19 protein-coding genes are annotated in these 22,995 nt (G+C 73.8%); 8 read left to right on the forward strand and 11 right to left on the reverse strand.

All coding sequences use genetic code 11. The features are described 5' to 3' along the window. Positions 1-54: 54 nt before the first annotated feature. The 4 genes from M8330_RS03455 (at position 55) to M8330_RS03470 (ending at position 3,734) form a co-directional block, all read left to right on the forward strand. Entirely contained in the window at positions 55-1,356 is a 1,302-nt protein-coding gene (locus tag M8330_RS03455) for a magnesium transporter MgtE N-terminal domain-containing protein (RefSeq protein WP_250826196.1), read from the forward strand. Beyond that, entirely contained in the window at positions 1,349-2,062 is a 714-nt protein-coding gene (locus M8330_RS03460) for a DUF1003 domain-containing protein (protein WP_372490154.1), read from the forward strand. The genes M8330_RS03455 and M8330_RS03460 overlap by 8 nt, the downstream gene beginning before the upstream one ends. Positions 2,063-2,191: 129 nt before the next feature. Beyond that, positions 2,192-3,352, forward strand: a complete 1,161-nt coding sequence (locus tag M8330_RS03465; protein WP_250826197.1) for an Mrp/NBP35 family ATP-binding protein — start codon at positions 2,192-2,194, stop codon at positions 3,350-3,352. Positions 3,353-3,377: 25 nt separating this feature from the next. Continuing rightward, entirely contained in the window at positions 3,378-3,734 is a 357-nt protein-coding gene (locus tag M8330_RS03470; protein ID WP_250826198.1) for a sec-independent translocase, read from the forward strand. Positions 3,735-3,749: 15 nt separating this feature from the next. Here M8330_RS03470 and M8330_RS03475 read toward each other — a convergent pair whose 3' ends face one another. After that, on the reverse strand, positions 3,750-4,289 hold the full coding sequence (locus tag M8330_RS03475; RefSeq protein ID WP_250052932.1) for a hypothetical protein: 540 nt from the start codon (positions 4,287-4,289) through the stop codon (positions 3,750-3,752). Between the two features lie 200 nt (positions 4,290-4,489). On the opposite strand from M8330_RS03475, the gene M8330_RS03480 reads away from it, so the two are divergent. From M8330_RS03480 to M8330_RS03495, 4 genes are all read left to right on the forward strand, one after another. Beyond that, positions 4,490-5,290, forward strand: coding sequence for a LysM peptidoglycan-binding domain-containing protein (locus M8330_RS03480; RefSeq protein WP_250052933.1), 801 nt, complete (start codon positions 4,490-4,492; stop codon positions 5,288-5,290). Between the two features lie 69 nt (positions 5,291-5,359). Beyond that, entirely contained in the window at positions 5,360-6,124 is a 765-nt protein-coding gene (locus tag M8330_RS03485; protein WP_250826199.1) for an Rv3235 family protein, read from the forward strand. Between the two features lie 250 nt (positions 6,125-6,374). Next, positions 6,375-7,289: a glycosyltransferase family 2 protein gene (locus tag M8330_RS03490; protein ID WP_250826200.1), complete on the forward strand. Its 915-nt coding sequence runs from the start codon at positions 6,375-6,377 to the stop codon at positions 7,287-7,289. Continuing rightward, positions 7,286-8,293 (forward strand): hypothetical protein, encoded by a 1,008-nt coding sequence (locus M8330_RS03495; RefSeq protein ID WP_250826201.1) that lies wholly within the window; start codon positions 7,286-7,288, stop codon positions 8,291-8,293. The genes M8330_RS03490 and M8330_RS03495 overlap by 4 nt, the downstream gene beginning before the upstream one ends. A gap of 145 nt (positions 8,294-8,438) precedes the next feature. Here M8330_RS03495 and secA read toward each other — a convergent pair whose 3' ends face one another. The 10 genes from secA to M8330_RS03545 all read right to left on the reverse strand — a co-directional run bounded on the left by secA (position 8,439) and on the right by M8330_RS03545 (position 22,992). Beyond that, entirely contained in the window at positions 8,439-11,225 is a 2,787-nt protein-coding gene (gene secA, locus M8330_RS03500; RefSeq protein ID WP_250826202.1) for a preprotein translocase subunit SecA, read from the reverse strand. Between the two features lie 209 nt (positions 11,226-11,434). Further along, on the reverse strand, positions 11,435-12,694 hold the full coding sequence (locus tag M8330_RS03505) for a winged helix-turn-helix domain-containing protein (protein ID WP_250826203.1): 1,260 nt from the start codon (positions 12,692-12,694) through the stop codon (positions 11,435-11,437). A gap of 239 nt (positions 12,695-12,933) precedes the next feature. Then, on the reverse strand, positions 12,934-13,617 hold the full coding sequence (locus M8330_RS03510; RefSeq protein WP_250826204.1) for a response regulator: 684 nt from the start codon (positions 13,615-13,617) through the stop codon (positions 12,934-12,936). Between the two features lie 205 nt (positions 13,618-13,822). Then, the gene (hpf, locus tag M8330_RS03515) at positions 13,823-14,461 is read right to left on the reverse strand and encodes a ribosome hibernation-promoting factor, HPF/YfiA family (RefSeq protein ID WP_250052943.1); all 639 of its coding nucleotides are present in this window, start codon (positions 14,459-14,461) and stop codon (positions 13,823-13,825) included. Between the two features lie 479 nt (positions 14,462-14,940). Then, on the reverse strand, positions 14,941-15,756 hold the full coding sequence (locus M8330_RS03520; protein ID WP_250826205.1) for a phosphoribosyltransferase family protein: 816 nt from the start codon (positions 15,754-15,756) through the stop codon (positions 14,941-14,943). A 130-nt stretch (positions 15,757-15,886) separates the two neighbouring features. Continuing rightward, a complete protein-coding gene (locus M8330_RS03525) occupies positions 15,887-17,626 on the reverse strand; it encodes an LpqB family beta-propeller domain-containing protein (RefSeq protein ID WP_284704179.1) in 1,740 nt (579 codons plus the stop codon). Next, positions 17,623-19,410 carry an MtrAB system histidine kinase MtrB gene (gene mtrB, locus M8330_RS03530; RefSeq protein WP_250826206.1) on the reverse strand — a complete coding sequence of 596 codons (1,788 nt, stop codon included), beginning with the start codon at positions 19,408-19,410 and terminating at the stop codon, positions 17,623-17,625. The genes M8330_RS03525 and mtrB overlap by 4 nt, the downstream gene beginning before the upstream one ends. A 4-nt stretch (positions 19,411-19,414) precedes the next feature. Beyond that, a complete protein-coding gene (mtrA, locus tag M8330_RS03535; RefSeq protein ID WP_250052949.1) occupies positions 19,415-20,131 on the reverse strand; it encodes an MtrAB system response regulator MtrA in 717 nt (238 codons plus the stop codon). Between the two features lie 132 nt (positions 20,132-20,263). Further along, entirely contained in the window at positions 20,264-21,724 is a 1,461-nt protein-coding gene (gene ahcY, locus M8330_RS03540; RefSeq protein ID WP_250052950.1) for an adenosylhomocysteinase, read from the reverse strand. 269 nt (positions 21,725-21,993) lie between these two features. Then, positions 21,994-22,992 (reverse strand): DUF808 domain-containing protein, encoded by a 999-nt coding sequence (locus M8330_RS03545; protein WP_250826207.1) that lies wholly within the window; start codon positions 22,990-22,992, stop codon positions 21,994-21,996. Positions 22,993-22,995 lie beyond the last annotated feature (3 nt).

Raw genomic sequence — 22,995 nt, forward strand, 5'->3', positions numbered from 1 at the left:
CAGGCGCGCACGGCCCGGACGACCGGGTGGGGCCGCGGACGATAGCGTTGGGTCGTGAGCAGCAGCCCGTCCCGCGTCTACGTCGCCCGGCTCGTGGGTCTGCCGGTCTTCGACCCGCAGGGCGAGCAGGTGGGCAAGGTGCGCGACCTCGTGGCGGCCGTGCGCTCGGAGGAGCACCAGCCCCGCGTCCTCGGCCTCGTCCTCGAGGTCTTCGGCCGCCGCCGGATCTTCGTGCCGATGACGCGGGTGACCAACGTGGACGCCGAGCGCGTGTACACCACCGGCCTGCTCAACATGCGCCGCTTCGAGCAGCGCTCCACCGAGACCCTGGTGATCGGCCAGATGCTCGACCGCACCGTCACCATCAAGGAGACCGGCGCCTCCGGCGTCGTCTACGACGTGGGCATGGAGCAAGCCCGCAACCGCGACTGGGTGATCTCGCGCATCGCGCTCCAGGAGCCCGGCAAGGGTCTGCGCCGCCGCGGGCAGACGCACGTGGTCGAGTGGCGCGACGTCGAGGGCCTCAGCCGGCGCGAGGCCGCGCAGGGCGCCACGCACCTGCTGCACGCGCTGAACGAGATGCGCGCGGCCGACGCCGCCACGATGATCCACGAGCTGCCGCCGGAGCGACGTACCGCCGTGGTCAGCGCGCTGGGCGACGAGCGGCTCGCCGAGGTGCTCGAGGAGCTCAGCGAGGACGACCAGGTCGAGATCCTCTCCGCCCTGGAGGACGAGCGGGCGGCCGACGTCCTGGAGGAGATGAGCCCGGACGACGCGGCCGACCTCATCGCTGAGCTGCCCCCGGACACCGCCCAGGCCCTGCTGGAGCTCATGGAGCCGGAGGAGGCCGAGGACGTCAAGCGCCTGATGTCCTACGTGGAGGACACCGCCGGCGCGATGATGACGCCGGAGCCGGTGGTCCTCGCGCCGGACGCGACGATCGCCGAGGCGCTGGCGCACCTGCGCCGCCCGGACCTCACGCCGTCGCTGGCCTCGCAGGTCTACGTCTGCCGCACTCCCCTGGAGACGCCGACCGGCAAGTTCCTCGGGGTCGCGCACATCCAGCGCCTGCTGCGCGAGCCGCCCTCGACCCTGATCGGCGGCGTGCTCGACGACGAGATGGAGCCCATGCGCCCCGAGGCGGGCAAGGACGACGTCGCCGCCTACCTGGCCACCTACAACCTCGTCGCCGCCGCCGTCGTGGACGAGGCGGGGCACCTGCTCGGTGCGGTCACCGTCGACGACCTGCTCGACCACCTGCTGCCCGAGGGCTGGCGCGACGCCGCGCCCCGGCGCGGCTCGATCCCCACGGCACCGACGCCGCTGGGCCGGCCCCAGGGAGGACGTCGTGGCTGACGGCGACCGCTCCGACTCCCCGCTCGACACCGCCGCCCTCAAGGACTCGCTGCGCGAGCGGCTGGCCCGCCGCGCCGAGGCGCGCGACCCGCGCGGCGACTCGCGACGCGACGGCCGCGGCGACGGCCGCCGCGACACCCGGGGCGAGAGCCGGTGGGAGCGCCGGCACGAGATCTCGCGGCTGGACACTCCCCGCGACGCGCGCCGTCAGCTGGTGCGCCGCCCCGCCTACGACCCCGACGCCTTCGGCACCTTCGCGGAGCAGTTCGCCCGGTTCATGGGCACCGCGCAGTTCCTGCTGTGGATGACCGGGTTCGTGGTCGTGTGGGTGGTGTGGAACGCCGTCACGCCCGCCGGCTGGCACTTCGACGGCTACCCGTTCATCTTCCTCACCCTGATGCTCAGCCTCCAGGCCTCCTACGCGGCGCCGCTGATCCTGCTGGCGCAGAACCGGCAGGAGGCACGGGACCGGGTGGTCGCCGAGCAGGACCGGCAGGCCGACGCCCGCGCCCACGCCGACATGGAGTTCCTCGCCCGCGAGGTCGCGTCGCTGCGGATGGGCCTGGGCGAGGTCGCCACCCGCGACTTCGTGCGCTCCGAGCTGCGCTCGCTGCTGGCCGAGATGGAGGACCAGCGCGAGGACCGCGACGACGACCGCCCGCGGGACCGGACCAAGGAGCGCAAGCGGCCCCGGCCGCCCGCCTGATCCCCGCCCGATCCCCGCCCGATCCCCGGCCGGACCCTGCCTGGTCACCGCCGCGTCCCCGGGTCGTCGTGTGCGTTCCTTCACCTCGATTGGGGTCCGGGTGGGGGGCCGCTCCTATGCTCGGGTGCTGTGAGTGTCTCGCTGGAGCAGGTCCAGGCCGCACTGGCCACGGTGAACGACCCGGAGATCAAGCGTCCGATCACCGAGCTGGGGATGGTGCGCGACGTCTCCGTCGGTGACGACGGCGGCGTCTCCCTGACGGTGCTGCTGACCGTCGCCGGCTGCCCGCTGAAGGACACCATCGACCGCGACGTGAAGGCCGCCGTGCGCGGCGTCGACGGCGTCGTCGACGTGGACCTGACCCTCGGCGTGATGACCGACGAGGACCGCGCCCAGCTCAAGGAGACCCTCAACGGCGGCCAGCCCGCCCGGGAGATCCCGTTCGCCCAGCCCGGCAACCTCACCAAGGTCTTCGCCATCGCCTCCGGCAAGGGCGGCGTCGGCAAGTCCACCGTCACGGTGAACCTCGCGGTCTCGATGGCCAAGCAGGGCCTCAAGGTCGGCCTCGTCGACGCCGACATCTACGGCCACTCGGTGCCCGCCATGCTGGGCGTCGCCGACTCGCGCCCGACCCAGGTCGACGACCTGATCATGCCCGTGCCGACGTCCTCGGGCGTCTCCGTGATCTCGATCGGCATGCTCAAGCCCCGCCGCGACCAGGTGGTCGCGTGGCGCGGCCCGATGCTCGACCGTGCGCTCGTGCAGATGCTCGCCGACGTCTACTGGGGCGACCTCGACGTCCTGCTGCTCGACCTGCCCCCGGGCACCGGCGACATCGCCATCTCGCTGGGCCAGCACCTGCCCGGCGCCGAGGTGGTCGTGGTGACCACGCCGCAGGAGGCCGCCGCCGAGGTGGCCGAGCGCGCCGGCACCATGGCCTCGATGATGCACCAGCGCGTCGTGGGCGTCGTGGAGAACATGAGCTACCTGCCCTGCCCCCACTGCACCCCGGAGGGCACCGACCACCGCATCGACGTGTTCGGCACCGGTGGTGGCCCCCGCGTGGCGGCCACCCTCTCGGAGCGGTTCGGCTACGACGTGCCCGTCCTGGGCGAGATCCCGCTCGACACCTCGCTGCGCACGGGCGGGGACGACGGCAAGCCCGTCGTGGACGCGGACCCGTCCGCTCCCTCGGCCCGGGTGCTCGCGGACGTGGCGGCGCGGCTGGCCGGACGTGGCCGAGGTCTCGCCGGGATGCAGCTCGGACTGACGCCCCAGAACAAGTTCTGATCCACCTGCGGCCTAGGCTGTCCTCGTGCCCGGCCTCCACCCCGTCGTCCCGCTGATCCTGGACATCGGGCTCCCCGAGATGGCGGTCATCGCCGTCGTCGCCATCTTCGTCTTCGGCCCCGACAAGCTGCCCGAGCTCGCGAAGCAGGCGGCGCAGTGGGTGAAGATCGCCCGTCGGTTCGCCAACCAGGCCCGCGACGAGCTGCGCGAGGAGCTCGGGCCGGAGTACGCCGACCTCGAGCTGCGTGACCTCGACCCCCGCCAGATCGTGCGCAAGCACGTGATGGAGGCGCTCGAGGACGACGACGAGGACGACGATCCGGACGAGGACGACAGCCTCGCGGACGGCGAGGTGCCGCCCTACGACGACGAGGCCACCTGAGCCGGCTCCCCCGGCTCAGCGCTCGCTGCTGCTGACCGCCGCGAGCGCCTCGCACGGCACCAGCAGCACCCGTCGCGCCTCGCCCTCCGCGAGCTCGACGAAGTCCGCGCCGACCCGCAGCACCACTCCCTCGTGCCGCGCCGCGTCGCGCAGGTGCAGCACGCACCGCTCCCCCGCGTCCGCCAGACGTCGTAGCGCCGAGCCCAGCCCCAGGCGGGACGCGGCCGGCCAGGCCACGTCGGGCACCGCCCGCTCGGAGGCGCCGTCCACGCCCAGGAGCGCGGGCAGGCGGACCACCCAGTCCTGCGCCGGGCCGGACAGCAGGAGCCACCCGTCGGCGACCCGGTCCAGGGTGCCGCGCAGACGGCCGATGCCCTCCACCCGGAGGCCGACCTCGCACCCCACGCTCGCCATCAGACGTCCGGCGAGGGCCACGGAGGCGTACTCGGCGCGTGCCCGGTCCGCCAGCTCGAGGCCACGCTCGGCGGCGTAGGCCGCCTCCGCCTGCTGCTCGAGGTCGTCGAGGAACGTGAACAGCTCGTCCTCCCACGCCATGGGCCCACCCTCCCACACGTCCGGGCTCCACTGACACACGCGCACACCTACGTTTGCTTGCGTTTGCGTCTACTTGACGTCCCTCACTCACTTTTTCGACGCGATCGTGCGATTTCTGTGGAGAACGGGTTGTCATCGTCGCTTGACGCACGTTGAATGAGACAAACGCACGCAAACGCAAGGATCGTGAGGATCTCGGGATGACCTCCAGCACTCGCGCGTCGCTGCCCCGCTGCCTGGCGGTGCAGGTCGGCGCCACCGCGCTCGTCGGCGCCCTCGTCGCTGCCCTGCGGCCCGGGCTCGTCGCCTCGACGCTCGTGGACCTGGCCGACCCGTCAGCCCTGGCCGCGCAGCCCGGCGCGTTCTCCGACGTCCTCGTGGCCGGCTGCACCGCCGCCCTGCTGGTCTGCCTCGCCTGGGCGTGGCTGGCCACCACCGCGGTCACGCTGCAGGCGGCCCGCGGGGCGGCCGCGGCCCGGGTGCCGGGCGTCCCCTCCGCGCTGCGCGGCCTGGTGCTGCGCTGCCTGGGCGTGGGCCTCGTCGGGGTCGTCGGCGCGACCGGCCTCGCCGGCACCGCCCACGCGACCCCCACCCAGGCCGGCACGGTTCAGGCCGGTCTGCACGCCTCCGGGGCGCAGACCTCGGCGACGACGGGCTCCGCCACGGTGATCACCGGGGTCGCCGGTCTCTCGGGGCTGCCCCTGCCGCAGCGCGCCGGCCTCGGCGACCGCACCCGCAGCGGCGACCCGGCCGCCGCGCGGGCCGCCACGCACGCCTCCCCCGCGCCTCGTGCACGACCCGCTCCCAGCGGCACCCACCTGGTGCGCACCGGTGACTGCCTCTGGGACATCGCCGAGGCACACCTGCGGCGCGGGGGCGACGCCCACGACGACGTCGCCGTCGCTGCCTACGTGGCCCGCCTCCACGCGGCCAACCGCGCCGAGATCGGCGCGGACCCGGACCTCGTCCTCCCGGGCCAAGTGCTCGTCCTCCCCGTCTGACGGACCTCCCGGGGCGCTGGTGCGCCCCGCCACCTCTCCCTTCCCCGCCCTCGACCTCTCGGAGTCGACATGACCGCGATGCCGCACGCCCTCGTCCAGCCCCACCAGACCCAGCGGCCCACCCACCAGCCCTCCCACCCGCCGGTCCACGAGCCGTCCCCGGCGGCGCCCCGCGGGCGCCGCCCCGCCTGGAAGCCCGAGGCCGGCCACGTGCCCGGCCCGCTCGAGGCGTTCCTGCTCGCCTCGATCGCTCGGGACGAGCAGCGGGCGGAGACGGCCGCCGTCCAGGCCGCCCGCGACGCGCGGGACTCCGTCATCGCCGTCGACCAGGCCCGCTGGCGCGCCGGGCTGCCCAGCGGCCCCGTCCAGGGCACGCTCGCGCTGGACCTGGGGCACCGTCCTCCGGCGCCCGCCGACGGCTTCGAGCGCCTGCCGGACGACGAGCCCGCCCCTGCTCCGGTCGTCCCGCTCGACCGCCCCGCCCGACAGGGCTGCGAGCGGTGGGCACGCCAGGTGGTGCAGGCGGCGCTGGAGATCGTCGGTGGCACCCGACCGGCCGCGCAGCTCGCGCGCTGGACCGCCCAGGACGTCCAGGCGGACCTGGTGCGCCGCGCCCAGCTGGTGGGAGCGCAGCTGGACCGGGAGCACGCCCGCGGGTCCACCCCGCGCGCCCAGGTGGTCTCCACCCACGCCGGGTACCCGGTGGCCGGGGTGCTGGAGCTGGCCGTGCACGTGCGGCACGGCCGTCGCTCGCGCGCCCTCGCCGCCCGCTTCGAGCAGCGACGCAGCCTCCCGACCGACCGGTGGCTGTGCACGGCCCTCGACTTCGCCTGAGGACCGGGCCACGGCCTCGCCTCAGGACCGGCCGCGGCTCTGCCTGAGGACCGGCCGCGGCTTTGCCTGAGGACCGGCCGCGGCTTTGCCTGAGGACCGGCCGCGGCTTTGCCTGAGGACCGGCCCGCCGTCCGTTCCTCGCCGACTCGCCACAGCCACGTCACGAGACGTTCAGGTCCCACCAGCACCATCCGAGACACCCGCCGTCCTGCCCGTCAGACGGCCACGACCCGTCCCGGAGGTGCACCCGATGCTGTGGGTGGTGGCACCGAGCCCCGAGGAGGCCGAGGGCCTGCGCGACCTGCTGCCGCGTGTCGTGGGCGAGGTGGGGACGGCGGACCCGCACGGCCGCGTCCTGGTGGTCGACGACGGCGCTCGTCCCGAGGTGGCGGCAGCCGTGGGGGCCCTGATGCTGGACCTGCCCAGCCTGGAGCTGGTGACGCCTCGCACCTGCGTCGGCACGTCGGCGGCGCTGCGGGTCGGGATCGCCCACGCCCTGCGCGGTGGTGCCACCTGCGTCGTGGTGCTCGACCCCGACGGCCGCGACGACCCGACCGACCTGGAGCACCTGCTCGAGGCGCTGGACGCCGGGCACGACCTGGTGACCGGCGTCCGCGGCCGGGCTCGCAGCGGTTTCCGGGCCATGCGCGCCGAGGTGGCCGCCGACGTCGCACCCCTGCTGCACGGCGAGGTGCACCGTCATCTCGGCGTCGTCGCCCTCGGGCTCGGCCACCGCGTCACCGAGGTGCCCGTGCACCGTCCCCTCCGACGCCCGCCCCGACGCCCGCACCGTGGCTCGACCGGTCGCGGGTCCGGTGGCGGGTCCGGCCGTGCGCCGGGGGCGCGGGAGGCGAGCGCCCTGCTCCGGCGCTGGCGCAGCCTCGTCGACCTGCTCACCCTGCGACTCCTGCTCGACGGCCCGGGCCGAGGCCCGGCCAGGGCCGTCGCGACCGGTGGCGCCGTCGCCGCACTGCTGGGGGCCGTGCTCCTGCTGCTGCTCGCCCTCCCGCCCGCCGTCACCGGTGGCCCTGGCGCCGACGGAGGCGCCCTGCTCGGCGCTGCGCTGCTGCTGGTGCTGGGGGTCCAGGTGGCCGGCTTCGGGCTGCTCGCCGAGCTCGTCGTGCACGCGCGCAGGCTGGGGCAGCTCGGGCGGGGCCGCGCGTGAGGACGACGGCCCACGGGCAGACCGGCACCGAGACCGGCACCCAGACCGCGGTGCCCGCGCGTCCCTCTCCCTCGCGGGCGCGCCTGCGCGTCGCCGTCCGCGTCCTGTTCGTGCTCGCGGTGCTCGCGTGCGCCGGCGTCGGCCTCCGCGGGCGTTGGGGTGACTTCGTCGCGGCGCTCACCGGGGTGCGGCCGCTCGACCTGGCCGGCGCGGCCGCCTGCGTCCTGGTGGGGCTGTGGCTGACGGCCGGCACCTGGCTCCGTCTGCTGCGGGGGTTCGGCCACCGGTTGCCCCCGTACGAGGGTCCGCGGGTCTTCTTCACCGGCCAGCTCGGCAAGTACATCCCGGGCGCGGTGTGGTCGCTGGGTGCGCACGCGGACCTGGCGCGGCCGTACGGGGTCGGGGTCCGCACCGCCGTGGCCACCGGGCTGCTGTTCCTGGTCGTCAACGTGGCGACCGCGGGGGCGCTGGCCGGTGCTCTGGTGACCGCCGGCGTGCCCGCGCTCCCCGTGCCCCGGTGGACGGGGCCGATCGCCGTCGTCCTCTGCCTGGCGGCGCTGACGCCGCCCGTGGTCGACGCCCTCGGGACGCGGCTGGCCCGGCACGGCGGACGCCTGGGGCTGGGCTGGGGCGACATGGCCGTGCTGTGCGCGCGGATGGCCGCCACGTGGCTCTGCTACGCCGGGTCGGTGGTCGCGCTGGCTCCCCGGCCCTCGCTGGAGCTGCTGGCCGTCGCCACCGGGGGCTTCGCCGCCGCCTACGTCGTCGGCGTCGCCGTCGTGGTCGCGCCGGCGGGCGTGGGCGCCCGCGAGGTGGCCCTGGTGGCGCTCCTGGCCCCGCACACCGGCGTCGGGCACGCGACCGCCATCGCCCTGGTCACCCGCGTCCTCCAGACGCTGGGGGACTTCACGGCGGCGGCTGCCGCCCACGGGTGGGCGCAGGTCCGCGGCCGCCTCGCCGGACGACGGCCCGCCCCAGCCGACCAGGCCGGCCCCGCCGACTGAGCCGCGCCGACCCACCGGCGCCGCGCGACGGGGCGCACGACGGGTGGACGCACGACGGCCGGACGGGTGCTCCCGTCCGGCCGTCGTGGTGCGCCGGTGCCCGGGCCTCGGCCCGGCTCAGCGCGTTGTGCTCGACGCGGCGTGCTCAGCCGCCCGCGCGGGTGGTGAGGCCGGTGGGGCCGCCCGGGGCGCCGTGGCACTGCTTGAACTTCTTGCCCGACCCGCAGGGGCAGGCCTGGTTGCGACCGGTGCCGGCGTAGGGGTCCTCGGCCTGCTCGTTGCGCACGACCTCGGCGTCGCCGGACTCGTCCGGCGCGGAGTAGGTGAGGTTCGTGGGCTCCTGCGGCTTGACCAGGCCCTTGACCGAGAGGCTGGGCGTCACCGGGGACTGGAGGCCCGGAGCGACGGTCAGGAGGTCGGCGGCCGACTTCTCCTCCGGCTCCACCTCGACCTCGAGGTGGAAGAGCAGGCCGATGGCCTCCTCCTTGATGCCGTCCATCATGGCGTTGAACATGTCGAAGCCCTCGCGCTGGTACTCGACCAGCGGGTCGCGCTGGGAGTAGGCCCGCAGGTAGATGCCCTCGCGCAGGTAGTCCATCTCGTAGAGGTGGTCGCGCCACTTGCGGTCGAGCACCGAGAGCAGCACCTGGCGCTCCAGCTCGCGCATGACGTCCTCGCCGACCTCGGCCTCGCGGTCGTCGTAGGCGGTGTGGGCGTCCTTCTTCAGCGCCTCGATGACCTCGTCCTGGTCGAGGTTCGCCTGCCCGCCGACCTCCTCGGCCATGGCGTCGAGATCGACCTCGACCGGGTAGACGGCGGTGAGGTCGCGGGTCAGCTGGTCGAGGTCCCACTCCTCGGCGAACTCGCCGCCGTGGCCACGGACGTAGCCGGTGACCACGTCGTCGATGAACGTCCGCACCTGCTCGCGCAGGTCGGCACCCTCGAGCACCTCGCGCCGCTCGCCGTAGATCACCTTGCGCTGGCGGTCCATGACGTCGTCGTACTTGAGGACGTTCTTGCGGGACTCGAAGTTCTGGGACTCGACCTGGCCCTGCGCGTTCGCGATGGCGCTGGTGACGCGCTTGTTCTCGATCGGGACGTCGTCCGGGATCTTCATGACCTGGAGGACCCGGTCGACCCAGTCGGACTTGAACAGCCGCATCAGCTCGTCCTGCAGCGACAGGTAGAACCGGGACTCGCCCGGGTCGCCCTGGCGGCCGGAACGACCGCGCAGCTGGTTGTCGATGCGGCGCGACTCGTGGCGTTCGGTGCCGATGACGTAGAGGCCGCCGAGCTCCTTGACCTCGTCGTGCTCGGCCGCGACCTGCTTCTTGATCTTCTCGACCGTCTCGGGCCAGGCGGCCTGGTAGGCCTCGGCGGTCTCGCCCAGCGGCTCGAGGCCGCGCTTGCGCAGGTCGTCGTCCGCCAGGAAGTCGACGGAGCCACCGAGCATGATGTCGGTGCCGCGACCGGCCATGTTGGTGGCCACGGTGACGGCGCCGCGGTGACCGGCGAGGGCCACGATCTTGGCCTCGTCCGCGTGCATCTTGGCGTTGAGGACGTTGTGCTTGACGCCCTTGCGCTTGAGCAGATCGCCCAGCAGCACGGACTTCTCCACGCTCACGGTGCCGACGAGGACGGGCTGGCCCTTCTCGTGGCGCTCGGCGATGTCCTCGGCGACGGCCTCGTACTTCGCCTCCTCGGTGCGGTAGACGAGGTCGGCCTGGTCGATGCGCGCCATCGGCCGGTTCGTCGGGATCGGGACGACGCCGAGGCTGTAGATCTTGTCGAACTCGGAGGCCTCGGTCATGGCCGTGCCGGTCATGCCGGAGAGCTTGTCGTAGAGGCGGAAGAAGTTCTGCAGGGTCACGTTGGCGAGGGTCTGGTACTCCTCGCGGACGGTGACGCCCTCCTTCGCCTCGATCGCCTGGTGCAGGCCCTCGTTGTAGCGGCGGCCGGCCAGGATGCGGCCGGTGTGCTCGTCGACGATGAGCACCTCGCCGTTGAGGACGACGTACTCCTTGTCGTTGCGGAAGAGCTCCTTGGCCTTGATCGCGTTGTTGAGGAACGAGATCAGCGGGGTGTTCTCGGCCTCGTAGAGGTTCTCGATGCCCAGGTGGTCCTCGACCTTGGTGATGCCGGGGCCGAGCACCGAGATGGTGCGCTTCTTCTCGTCGACCTCGTAGTCCTCGTCCTTGACCAGGCGCTTGACGATCTTCGCGAACTCCCCGTACCACTTCACCTCGTCCTGGGTGGGGCCGGAGATGATCAGCGGCGTGCGGGCCTCGTCGATGAGGATCGAGTCGACCTCGTCGACGACGGCGAAGAAGTGCTCGCGCTGGACACAGTCCTCCAGGGAGGAGGCCATGTTGTCGCGCAGGTAGTCGAAGCCGAGCTCGTTGTTGGTGGCGTAGGTGATGTCGCAGGCGTAGGCCTCGCGGCGCTCGGCCGGGGTCATCTCGGGCAGGATCACGCCGACGGTGAGACCGAGGAAGGTGTGCACGCGGCCCATCTGCTCGGACTGGTACTTGGCCAGGTAGTCGTTGACCGTGACCACGTGCACGCCCTTGCCGGCGAGCGCGTTGAGGTAGGCCGGCAGCGTCGCGACGAGGGTCTTGCCCTCACCGGTCTTCATCTCTGCGATGTTGCCCAGGTGCAGCGCGGCGCCGCCCATGAGCTGGACGTCGAACGGGCGCATGCCGAGCACCCGCTTGGACGCCTCGCGGACGGTGGCGAAGGCCTCCGGCATCAGGTCGTCGAGGGTCTCCCCCTCGTCCAGGCGCTTGCGGAGCTCCGCCGTCATCCCCTGGAGCTCCTCGTCGCTCATGGCGACGAAGTCGTCCTCGATGGCGTTGACGCCCTTGGCCACGGCCTCGAGACGGCGCAGGATCTTGCCCTCGCCCATCCGCAGCAGCTTGTCCAGAATCGGCACGGCGGTGGTTGCTCCCTGATCGGTGGTGTCGCCCCGGGCGGGTGCCGGGTGGTCGCGCGCCGGACCCCGCCACCCGTGTGGGGGCGCAGGACGGCGTCGTCCACTCTACCCAGGAGGGTGGTCCTCACCCACCCGAGCCCGCAGGTTCGCCCGCGTCGGGCGCACGGTCGCGCCTGACGCTCAGCGAACCTTCAGGATGGTGGCCGCCGTCAACGGCCTGCGAGCGACGCGGTGAGCGCGGGCGCGAGGTCGCCGCGGGGCTCCACCAGGACGTCATCGAGGTCCAGCCAGGACGCCATCCGGCGCAGCTCGGCCGCGAGCGCGTCGGGGGTCTCCCCCGGCGCCCCGTCCTCCGCCCACGCGGAGCGGACGAGGAGCAGCCCGCCGCCACCGGCGCGTCGGTCGGCCTTGAGGTCGACGCGGGCCACCAGCTCCTCGCCGAGCAGGAACGGCAGCACGTAGTAGCCGTGCACGCGCTTGTCGGACGGGGTGTAGATCTCGATCCGGTAGTGGAAGTCGAAGAGCCGCAGGGCCCGGTCGCGCTCCCACACCACCGGGTCGAAGGGGCTGAGCAGCGTGGCGGCCGGCACTCGCCGGGGCAGCCGAGACCCGGCTGCGCGGTAGGCCTGCCGCGTCCACCCCTCGACCGCGACCGGCTCCAGCTCGCCCTCGGCGACCAGGGAGTCGACGACGTCGGCCACCGGCGGCATCGCGCTGGGGGTCTCGACGCCGCCGCGGGCGCTGCGCATCCGGTAGTAGTCGGCGAGGTCGCCGACGCTCGCCACGCCGTGGCTGCGGGCGGCGCGGAGCACGAGGGTGCGGGCGGCCTCCGCGGGCGGGGGCACCGGCAGGGCCAGGACCTCGGCGGGCAGCACGCGCTCGGGCAGGTCGTAGAGCACCTCGAACTGGCTGGTGCGACCGGCGATCGCCAGCTCACCGCCCATGTAGAGGTAGTCGAGGGCCTTGCGGGCCTCGGACCAGTTCCAGCCCCAGTGGTCGCGGTTGCGGGCGCCGCCGCCGAGCATCGGCTCGAGCCGTCGGGCGGTGACGGGGCGGCCCGCCGCCGCCACCTCGGCGCGGACCCGGGCGATCAGGTCGTCCTCGAGGTCCTTCCACCACTTGCCGCGGCCCGCACGATACTGGGACATGCGGTGCGCCATGACGGGCCACAGTTCGACGGGCATGAGCGCCTGGACGTGCGCCCAGTACTCGACGAGCCGGCGCGGGCGTCGGCCGGCGGCCCGCGGCAGCAGGTCGCGGTCGTAGGGGCCCATGCGCGAGTACAGCGGCAGGTAGTGGGCCCGCTCGAGGACGTTGACGGAGTCGACCTGCAGCACGCCGGTGCGCTCGACGGTGCGGGTCAGCGTCCGCATCGTCGGCGTCGCGTGCGGGGGGTCGCAGAACCCCTGGGCCGCCAGCGCCACCCGGCGCGCCTGGCTTAGGGACAGGGTCTGGGTCGTCGGCGGCACAGCCGGATCATCGACCACGGCGCCGACAGACGCGAGCCGACGGCCCCTGCCGTCACAGAACGTGCCGTCACGAACCCCGCTCGAGGGCGCCCCTGGTCTGCAGCGACCGTCTCCCACCACTGAGACCCACCGCAGACCGGGTCTCGACACGCGGGTCACGACCTCGCAGGCTCGGTCGTGCCGCTCGCTCGACCACCAATGATCTCCGCAGCGCTCGCCCTCGCCCCTCGGGCGGAGCGCTACGGGAGATCCAGCAGCTTCTCGCGGACCGCGTACATCACGGCCTCCATGCGCGAGTGCAGCTGGAGCTTCTCCAGGATGTTGCGGACGTGGTTCTTCACCGTGTTCTCGGAGATGAACAGGTCCTTGGCGATCTCGCGGTTGTTCTTGCCGGTGGCGACCAGCCGGAGCACCTCGAGCTCGCGCTCGGTGAGCCGCAGGCCGGGCACGTGCTCGCGCTCGGGCTTGCTCATCTGCTTGAACTCGTCGATGAGCTTGACGGCCATGGAGGGGCTGATCAGCGACTGGCCGTCGGCGACCACGCGGACGGCCTGGGCGACCTCGTCGATGGAGGAGTCCTTCAGCAGGTAGCCGGAGGCCCCGCTCTTGACCGCCTCGTAGAGGTCGGCCTCCTCGTCGGAGACGGTGAGCATGACGATCCGGGCCGTGGGGACGGCCTCCTTGATCGACTGGCAGGCCTCGATGCCGGTGCGCTTGGGCATCCGCACGTCGAGCAGCACCACGTCGGGCGCGGTGCTGATCGCGAGCGTGGTGCCCTCGATGCCGTCGCCGGCCTCGCCCACGACGTCGATGCCCTCCTCGACGCCGAGCAGCATCACGAGGCCGCGGCGGAAGAGCTCCTGGTCGTCGACGACGAGCACCCGGACGGGCTCGCGCTCGGACGGGTCGGGGAGAGGGGGCACGGCGGCATCATGGCACGAACGGGCCCCCTGACGTGGCCCTCTCCCCCGCGTGTGGAGCAGCTGGACCAGCCCGCAGGTGTCAGTCGTGGGGGCCCGGACGGGTCGTCCGGACGGCCGACGGGGGCCGGTCCGGTGCGGACCGACCCCCGTCGTGGGACCCGGGGTGGGACCCGTCGTGGGCCCCGTGGGTCAGGGGCTCAGCGGGTCACTCGTCGCCGAGGTCGAGGGAGATGACGCCGTAGTCGTAGCCCTTGCGCCGGTACACGACGCTCGGGCGCTCGGACTCCTTGTCGACGAAGAGGAAGAAGTCGTGGCCGACCAGCTCCATCTCGTACAGCGCCTGGTCGAGGGTCATGGCGGCGGCCGGGTGGCTCTTCTCGCGAACCACCAGCGGACCGTCCCCCATCACCTCGATGGAGCCGACCTTGCGGGTGGTGGAGTCGTCGTCGGTCTCGATCGTGCCGTCGAGGATGCCCTCGGGCAGGCCGGTCGGCAGGCCCGCGGTGGCCTGGCCCACGGAGACGGGGGCGCGGCGGCCGCGGTGGACGCGACGGCGGTCGGCGGCCCGGCGCATCTGGGCGGCCATCTTGTCCAGGGCGAGGTCCAGGGCACCCATCTTGTCGTCGGCGGCGGCCTCGGCACGGATGACGGGGCCCTTGGAGAAGGCGGTGAGCTCGACGTGGACGCCGCGCTCGGACTGGCGGGGGTTTTGCTCGCACTCCACCTCGACGTGCACGCGCATGATGCGGTGGTCGTGCTTCTCGAGCTTGGCGAGCTTCTCCTCGACGTGGCCGCGGAACGAGTCCTTGATCTCGCAGTGGCGACCGGTGACGACGATTTCCATGGTGAACCTCCTCAGCGCGCACCGCGGGGTTGGTGCGCCGTTGGCTTCCTCAGGTGTCCCGCGGCACCTCCTGGGCGCCGACGGCGCCCGGTGCCGCGGACCCGCCGTCCGGGCACGAGGCATCCGGCCCCGTCCCGGTCGTGCGGGGGCTCAGGGGAGTCCACCCGGCCGACCTGGTCTTCGTCCCCACAGTCGCCTGCTGAGGCTCTCGCAGCTTCTCTGCCACTACTGACCTTCTCCCGGGAGAGGGCGCATCTGACGCCCGGACCGGGGCAGGACTTACGTCTAAGCCGCACCGTGATCCCGTCTCTCGACGGTTACGTGGGCCGTTTCGCCTGCGACTGGCATCGGCTTGCTGCCGGGGCAACCGGACTCGCCGGAGCGCCTCGGCGGCGCAACCACGGACCCGGGTGGACTCCATGACAAGACGATAGGTCCCGGCCCTCCCGCAGGGAAGGGACGAGGGGCCCGACGTTCGTTCACCGAGACGAACCGGGTCGCGCACCGGACGTCGGGGAGGCCGCCGTCCGGGCCGTGGCGGCCGCCGTGGCGCAGCCCAGGACCGGCAGCCCGACGCCGTGCAGGACGCGCGCCGCGGCCGCCAGGGTGCTACCGGTGGTGACGACGTCGTCGCAGACCACGACCCCGCTCACCGCCGGACGCCGGCGGGCCTGGCGCGCCAGCAGGTGCGCCGGGGCGGCCAGCCCGCGGTCGAGGTTCTGCGCCCGGGCGGCCGCGTCGAGCCCGCCCTGGTCGCGCAGGCCGGGCCGCGTCCGCAGGAGCCGTGCCACCGCGACCCGCCGGCCGCGGCGCCGCAGCACGCCGGCCGTCGCGCGGGCCAGGTCGGCCGTCGCGTCCCGGCCGCGGGCGCGCACCGCCGAGGGCCGCGAGGGCACCGGGACCAGCAGGAGCGGCGGAGCGGGCCGGTCGTCGGGAGCGGCTCCCTCCGGCGCCGGCTCCGGCACCGGCTCCAGCACCGGCTCCAGCACCGCCTCGACCGCCGCGGCCAGGAGGCCGGCCAGCGGTGCCCGCGGGCCGGGCAGGCCGCGCTCCTTGTGGCCGACGACGAGCGCCGGCACCGCGCCCGCGTAGGCCGCGGCCGCCCGCAGCCGCGGCACGGGGTGAGTGGTGGGCGCCGGCCGGCAGCCGGGCAGCAGCGGGCCGTCGTCCGCCAGGAGGTCGGCCGCGCAGGCGGAGCACCAGGTGCGCCCGCGGCGGGCGCAGCCCACGCAGGAGCCACCGAGCAGCAGGTCGGCCAGGACGTCGCCGAACCAGCCGGCCTCGCTCGTGCTCATCCGCCCAGCCTGGGTGCTCGCGCGCACAGGTGGGCGGTGCTGCCGAGCGGCTGGGGATCGCCCTGCTGCGGGCCGGCCCTGTGGACGGGGAGTGGACGGGGGCTGTACGGCTGGACGAGGAGCGGCCCGCTCAGCCCGCGTACGTGAGGGCCGTGGCGCCGTCGGTGCTGGTCCGCGGGGAGCGGACGGGCACCGAGAGGTCGGCGAGACCGCCTCGGGTGACCGCGAAGACCGACGTCCCCTCGATCGAGGAACCGAGCAGGTGGCGCGACCCGGTCACGGCCGAGGTGAGCGTGGCCGAGGTGACCGGCGAGCCGTCGACGCCCAGCGGCGTGACCGACGCGGAGCCGGCCCCGAGGCTGCCCAGCACGGCCAGGGTGGTGGAGGAGGTCCACACGACGTCGACCAGGGTGGCGGGCAGGTCCCCCGGGTCGCCACGCAGCACCTGGGTGGCCACGGCGGCCACGGGCCGGCCGCGGGGCGTGCTCCGCACCCGGACCTGGACGACCCGGTCGCCGCCGTCGCGGGCGACGATCGCCACGAGGCGGGTGCCGTCGCGCGAGACCAGGAAGCTCGTGACGTCCTCCCCGGTGATGCCGGGCGCGTCCAGGGTGCCGGTGGCGCCGGAGCGCGCCCAGCGCACGACGGCGCCGCTGCTGGTCTCGTCGACCACCCACAGCCGGCCGAGCCGGTCCCACCCGGGCTCCTCGAGGTCCTCGCCGGTGAGCAGGGTGCGGGACCCGCCGGCCTGGCGCAGCGGAGAGACGAGCAGCTGGCCGCCGACCACGCCGGCGACCGTGATCCCGTCCAGCGAGACCGCGATGTCCTCGACGCCGGACTCGATCGAGCCCCACGGCCCCTCGACGGGCTCCAGGGCGCCGGGCGAGCCCGCCACGACGAGGCCGTCGCGCAGGCCGTAGAGGGTGCTCCCGGCGCGCTCGTAGCCCGGGTCGTCGGCGCGCGGGGAGCGGACCGGGATCGTCTCGGCGCCCCCGGTGGTGCGCACCGGCTGACCGCCGATGGTGAGGGTGAACGCCGTGATGTCCGAGCCCTGGCCGAGGGTCCAGGAGAGCTGGGAGAGCATCCGCTGCACGTCGTCGGCGTCCATGGTGACGGGGTCCCCGACCAGCGAGATGGCTGCGACGCCGTCGGTCACCGGCACGGAGAGATCGACGCGGAGGTCGGCGGGCAGCAGGGTGCGGGCGACGCCGCGCAGGGCCTCGCCGGGGCCAGCGAGCAGCCCGGAGACCAGTGCGGTGGCGAGCTTCTCGTCGGTGCCGACGTAGACGGGCTCGGCCACGAGCGTGGAGCCGGTGGAGTCGAGGAAGTACAGCGAGACCTGCTGGTAGCGCTGGGCGAACCACGTCTCGGGCACCACGAGCGCGTCGGGCGGGTCGACGATGCGGTACTGCCCGTCGACCTGGCGCATCTCGAGGTCGAGCACGGCTTCGGCGCCCTCCAGCCGGCCCTGCCAGGCGCCGCGCGCGTCCAGCTCCTCGGCCCCGGTGAGGGTCACGCGCTGGTGGTAGGTGCCGCCGGCGGGCGGGGAGGCGTCGGAGTAGACGACGGTCCGCTCGGGGTTCCAGGTGGAGCGGACGGCCGGGTCGAGGAAGAGCTTGGCCGTGGCCAACTCGCTGGGGAACGCCTGCATCGCGTCGAGGAAGCCCTGGACCACCTCCGAGGGGCTCTGCCCCTCCTCGGGCCCGCGCGCGTCGATCGCCGCGACGGTGCCGGGGTCGGTGGTGCCGTCGGTGCCGAGGTCGGCGTCGACGACCGGGCCGGAGACGGGCAGGGTCATGCAGCCGCTCAGCACCAGGGAGGCGAGGGCGAGGAGGACGCCCAGCAGCAGCCGGGCCCGGGACGGGTTCATGGGCGCTCCACCGCGTCGTCGGGCACCAGCGGCAGGGGGCTGCGGCGCAGCGGCTCGCCCGTCTGCCGGGGCAGGGTGAGTCGGAACTGGGCGCCCTGGCCGGGGCGCCCCCAGGCCTGGAGCCAGCCGCCGTGCAGGCGGGCGTCCTCCAGGGCGATCGCCAGGCCGAGCCCGGTGCCGCCGGAGGTGCGGGCGCGGGCGGGGTCGGCCCGCCAGAAACGGTCGAAGACGCGGGCGGACTCCCCCGGCGCCAGCCCCACGCCGTGGTCGCGGACGGCCACCGCGGAGGCGTGCTCGTCGGCGGCGGCGTGGACGAGGACCTCCACCGGCCCCCCGGGGCGCCGCGGGCCCGCGTGGTCGATCGCGTTGGAGACGAGGTTGCGCACGACCCGCTCGACGCGACGCACGTCGGCCTCGGCCACGACGGGTCCGTCGGCGACGACGCGCACCGTCACGCCCCGGGCCTGCGCCAGCGGTCGCGTGGCGTCCACGACCCGGCGGCAGACGCCGACCAGGTCGACGTCGTCCAGGTCGAGGGCCGCCGCGCCGGCGTCGAAGCGGCTGATCTCGAGGAGGTCGGCCAGCAGGGACTCGAAGCGGTCGAGCTCGGTCTGGAGCAGCTCCGCGGCGCGGGCGGTGGCCGGGTCGAACCGCTCGCGGGCGTCGTGCAGCACGTCGCCCGCCATCCGCACGGTCGTCAGCGGGGTGCGCAGCTCGTGGGAGACGTCGGAGACGAAGCGGCGCTGGACGCGGCTGAGCTCCTCGAGCTGGCGGATCTGCCGCTGCAGGCTGGTGGCCATCTGGTTGAACGAGCCCGCCAGGCGCGCCAGGTCGTCCTCGCCGGTCACCTCCAGCCGCTCCTGGAGGCGGCCCGCGGCCAGACGCTCCGCGACCTGCCGGGCCATCCGCACCGGGGTGACGACCTGCCGGGTCACCAGCCAGGTGACGCCCGCGACGAGCACCACCAGCAGGGCCGAGGCGGTGAGCAGCGCGCGGGCGACCAGGTCGAGGGTCTCCTCGTCCTCGGAGGTCGGGAAGAGCAGGTAGAGGGTGTAGGTGCGGCCGTCGGCCGGCAGCGTCAGCTGGCTGCCCACGACGATGCCCGGCTCGACCAGCACGTCACCGGCCGCGTCGGTGGTGCGGATGCTGGTGTAGGTCCAGGCCGGGTCGGCCGGGCCGGCGAAGTGCGCCACCAGCCCCGAGGGCACCGACGAGCGGTCCAGCCCGAGGGTGTAGGTCGCGCCGCCGGGCACGCCGTCGGCGACGTCGTCCCCGGGGGCGGCGAGGACGACGGAGAAGTCCCGCGCGAGCCCGCGCTGGATGATCGGCTCCACCAGCTCGCGCTGCTGCTGGGCCGCGTCGATGTCCGTCACCGAGGCCGAGTCGAGCCGGTTGCGGGCGTCGTCGGCCTCGTCCGCCGCCTCGGCGACCACCGCCGAGATGCGGTTCTCCAGCAGGCCGTCCCGGGTCTGCTGGAGCAGGAACCAGCCGACTACGCCGACGACGACGAGGGTCAGCAGCACGGTGCTCAGCACCACGCGGGCGGAGATCGAGCGGCGCCAGGAGGTCAGGGCGCGACGCAGCCGGTGCGGCGGACCGGCAGCCAGGCCGGTCGCCGGGACGCGCAGGCTGGGGTGCCCGGTCCAGCGGTGCCCCGGCGGCGAGGGCGCGGCCCCGTCGACGGGCTCGGACACGGGGTCGTCCACGGGCGCGGACGAGGCACTGCCCACGGCGTCGTCCACGGGGTCCTCCCCCGGGTCCACCGGGGCGCTGGGGCGCGGCACGGGCCTAGACGTTGCCGGCCTTGTACCCGACCCCGCGCACGGTCACGATGATCTCGGGGTTCTCGGGGTCGTGCTCGACCTTGGAGCGCAGGCGCTGGACGTGCACGTTGACCAGGCGGGTGTCGGCCGAGTGGCGGTAGCCCCAGACCTGCTCGAGCAGCACCTCGCGGCTGAAGACCTGCCAGGGCTTGCGGGCCAGGCAGACCAGGAGGTCGAACTCCAGCGGCGTCAGCGCGAGCTGCTCGCCGGCCCGGGTCACCCGGTGGCCGGCGACGTCGATGACCAGGTCGCCGACCTGGAGGTTCTCGGCCTGGGTGGTGGCGTCGAAGCGGCGCACGCGGGCGCGGATGCGGGCGACCAGCTCCTTGGGCTTGAAGGGCTTGACCACGTAGTCGTCGGCGCCGGACTCCAGGCCGACCACCACGTCGACGGTGTCGCCCTTGGCGGTCAGCATGACGATCGGGACGCCGGACTCGGACCGGATCTCCTTGCACACGTCGATGCCGTCCTTGCCGGGCAGCATCAGGTCCAGCAGGACGACGTCGGGCCGGTACTCGCGGAACTGGTCGAGCGCCTCGTCCCCGCGCGTGCACATCTGGCTGTCGAAGCCCTCCTGGCGCAGCACGATGGTCAGCATCTCGGCCAGCGAGGCGTCGTCGTCCACGACGAGGACCCGGCCCTTGGTGGCCAGGTCAGACGAGCTGGTGACTGCCTCGGTCATGTTCTCCCTCGCTCCATCCCGCGGCGCAGGCCATGTCCTACTCACGGGTACGGTCCTCCAGACTACCGGCACGTGCCACGGCCCCGCCCGGATGCACCGGGACGGGGCCGTGAGACGTGCCTCGCGCGCCGGTCAGTAGCGGTACGTGTCCGGCTTGTAGGGGCCCTCCACCGGGACGCCCAGGTACGAGGCCTGGCCGTCGGAGAGGGTCGTGAGGTGCACGCCCAGCGACGCGAGGTGCAGGCGGGCGACCTCCTCGTCGAGGTGCTTGGGCAGCGTGTACACGCCGACCGGGTACTCCTCGGTCTTGGTGAACAGCTCCACCTGGGCCAGCACCTGGTTCGTGAACGAGTTGCTCATGACGAAGCTGGGGTGACCGGTGGCGTTGCCCAGGTTCATCAGGCGGCCCTCGGAGAGCACGATGATCGAGTGCGCGGCGCGCTCGGCGTCGGCCGGGAAGGTCCACACGTCGACCTGCGGCTTGACGTTCTTGCGCTCGACGCCCGGGAAGGTCTCGAGGCCGGCCATGTCGATCTCGTTGTCGAAGTGGCCGATGTTGCCGACGATCGCCTGGTGCTTCATCCGAGCCATCTGCTCGACCGTGACGACGTCGCGGTTGCCGGTGGCGGTGATGATGATGTCGGCGGTGCCGAGCACGTCGTCCAGCGTGGAGACCTGGTAGCCGTCCATCGCGGCCTGCAGCGCGCAGATGGGGTCGATCTCGGTGACGATGACGCGGGCGCCCTGGCCGCGCAGCGACTCCGCGCAGCCCTTGCCGACGTCGCCGTAGCCGCAGACGACGGCGACCTTGCCGCCGATGAGCACGTCGGTGGCGCGGTTGATGCCGTCGACGAGGCTGTGGCGGCAGCCGTACTTGTTGTCGAACTTCGACTTGGTGACCGAGTCGTTGACGTTGATGCCCGGGAAGAGCAGCGCGCCGTCACGCATCATCTCGTAGAGACGGTGCACGCCGGTGGTGGTCTCCTCGGTGACGCCCTTGATCTCGGCCGCGACCTGGGTCCAGCGGTCCGGGGTCTGCGCCAGGGAGGCGTTGAGGACGTCGAAGATGACCTTCTGCTCGGCGCTGGCCGCGGTGGCCGGGTCCGGCGCCTCGCCCTTCTTCTCCGCCTCGACACCGAGGTGGACCAGGAGCGTGGCGTCGCCGCCGTCGTCGAGGATCATGTTGGCGTGGACGCGGTTGCCCGCCTCGTCCGTGCCCCAGTCGAGGATCTGCTGGGTGCACCACCAGTACTCCTCGAGGGTCTCGCCCTTCCACGCGAACACGGGGACGCCGGCCGGGGACTCCGGGGTGCCCTCGGGGCCGACCGCGATCGCGGCGGCGGCGTGGTCCTGGGTCGAGAAGATGTTGCAGGAGGCCCAGCGGACCTCGGCGCCCAGCGCGGTCAGCGTCTCGATGAGCACGGCCGTCTGGATCGTCATGTGCAGGGAGCCGGCGATCCGGGCGCCCGCGAGCGGCTTGGCGTCGCCGTAGCGCTCGCGCATCGCCATGAGGCCGGGCATCTCGTGCTCGGCCAGGCCGATCTCGGTGCGGCCGTAGTCGGCCAGGGACAGGTCGGCGACCTTGAAGTCCATGTGGATGTGTCTCCTCGGTGGTTGGAGCCAGGCCTGCGTCGCGCATCTGCGCGTCCTCGGGATCTCCCACGCGGGACCGTTGTCCAGGGTAGGGGGACGACCGCGGAGCAGGGCAATCCCCGGGCGGCGTCCGTCTGGGTCCCGGATCGGCCGCCGCCGCGCACTTCCCAGGGGTCGGGACGGGCGTCCCACCTGCTGGAACGGCGCTGCTGCAACGGCTCTACCGGAACGGCCCCTGCTGGTGCGCCGGCCCGACGTGCTCCGCCCGCTCAGCCCCGCACGCGGTGGACGACGGAGACGACCGCGACCACGACGGCACCGACGAGGGCACCGAACACGGCCGAGAAGAACGTGTTGACGACCCAGGCCGCGGCGGCGCCGACGGCACCCAGCGCGTCGTGCACGGCCTCCTCGAGGTGGTGGACCGCCTCGTAGGGCGCGTGCCAGCCCAGCTCGTCGACGCCGACGAGCAGGATGTGCCCGCCGACCCACAGCATCGCGACGGTGCCGACGACCGCGATGACGGCCAGCAGGCGCGGCATGGCCCGCACCAGCGCGCGGCCGAAGGACTGCACGCGGGGCGAGTCCCGCTGGGCCAGGGCCAGGCCGGCGTCGTCCATCTTCACGATGAGGGCGACGACGCCGTAGACCACGGCGGTGATGACCACGGCGACGATGACCATGACCAGGAGCCGCTCGAGGAAGGACGAGGCGTCCAGGGAGTTCAGCGAGATCACCATGATCTCGGCGGAGAGGATGAGGTCGGTGCGCACCGCGCCGGCCACGAGGCGGTCCTCGGTCGCGGCCGGGTCGACCGCGTCGTCCGCGGCCCCCTCCTGTGCACCGCCGTGTGCACCATCGTGTGCGCCGTCGTGCGCACCGTGGCTCGTGTCGGCGGAGTGGCCGTGGCCGCCGCCGACCTTCTCCCAGATCTTCTCCGCGCCCTCGAAGGCCAGGTAGGTGCCGCCGACCATGAGGATCGGCGTCAGCAGCCAGGGCAGCCACTGGGCGAGCACGAGCGCCACCGGCAGGATGATGAGCAGCTTGTTGCGCAGCGAGCCGATCGCGATGCGCTTGATGATCGGCACCTCGCGCTCGGCGGCCACGCCCTGCACGTACTGCGGCGTCACGGCCGTGTCGTCGATGACGACGCCCGCGGCCTTGGCGCTGGCCTTGGCCGCGGCGGCACCGACGTCGTCCACCGAGGCGGCCGCGAGGCGGGCCAGGGTGGCGACGTCGTCGAGGAGGGCGAAGAGTCCGGCGCTCACGCG

This window comes from Nocardioides bruguierae, assembly GCF_023656415.1.
Lineage (GTDB): Bacteria > Actinomycetota > Actinomycetes > Propionibacteriales > Nocardioidaceae > Nocardioides > Nocardioides bruguierae.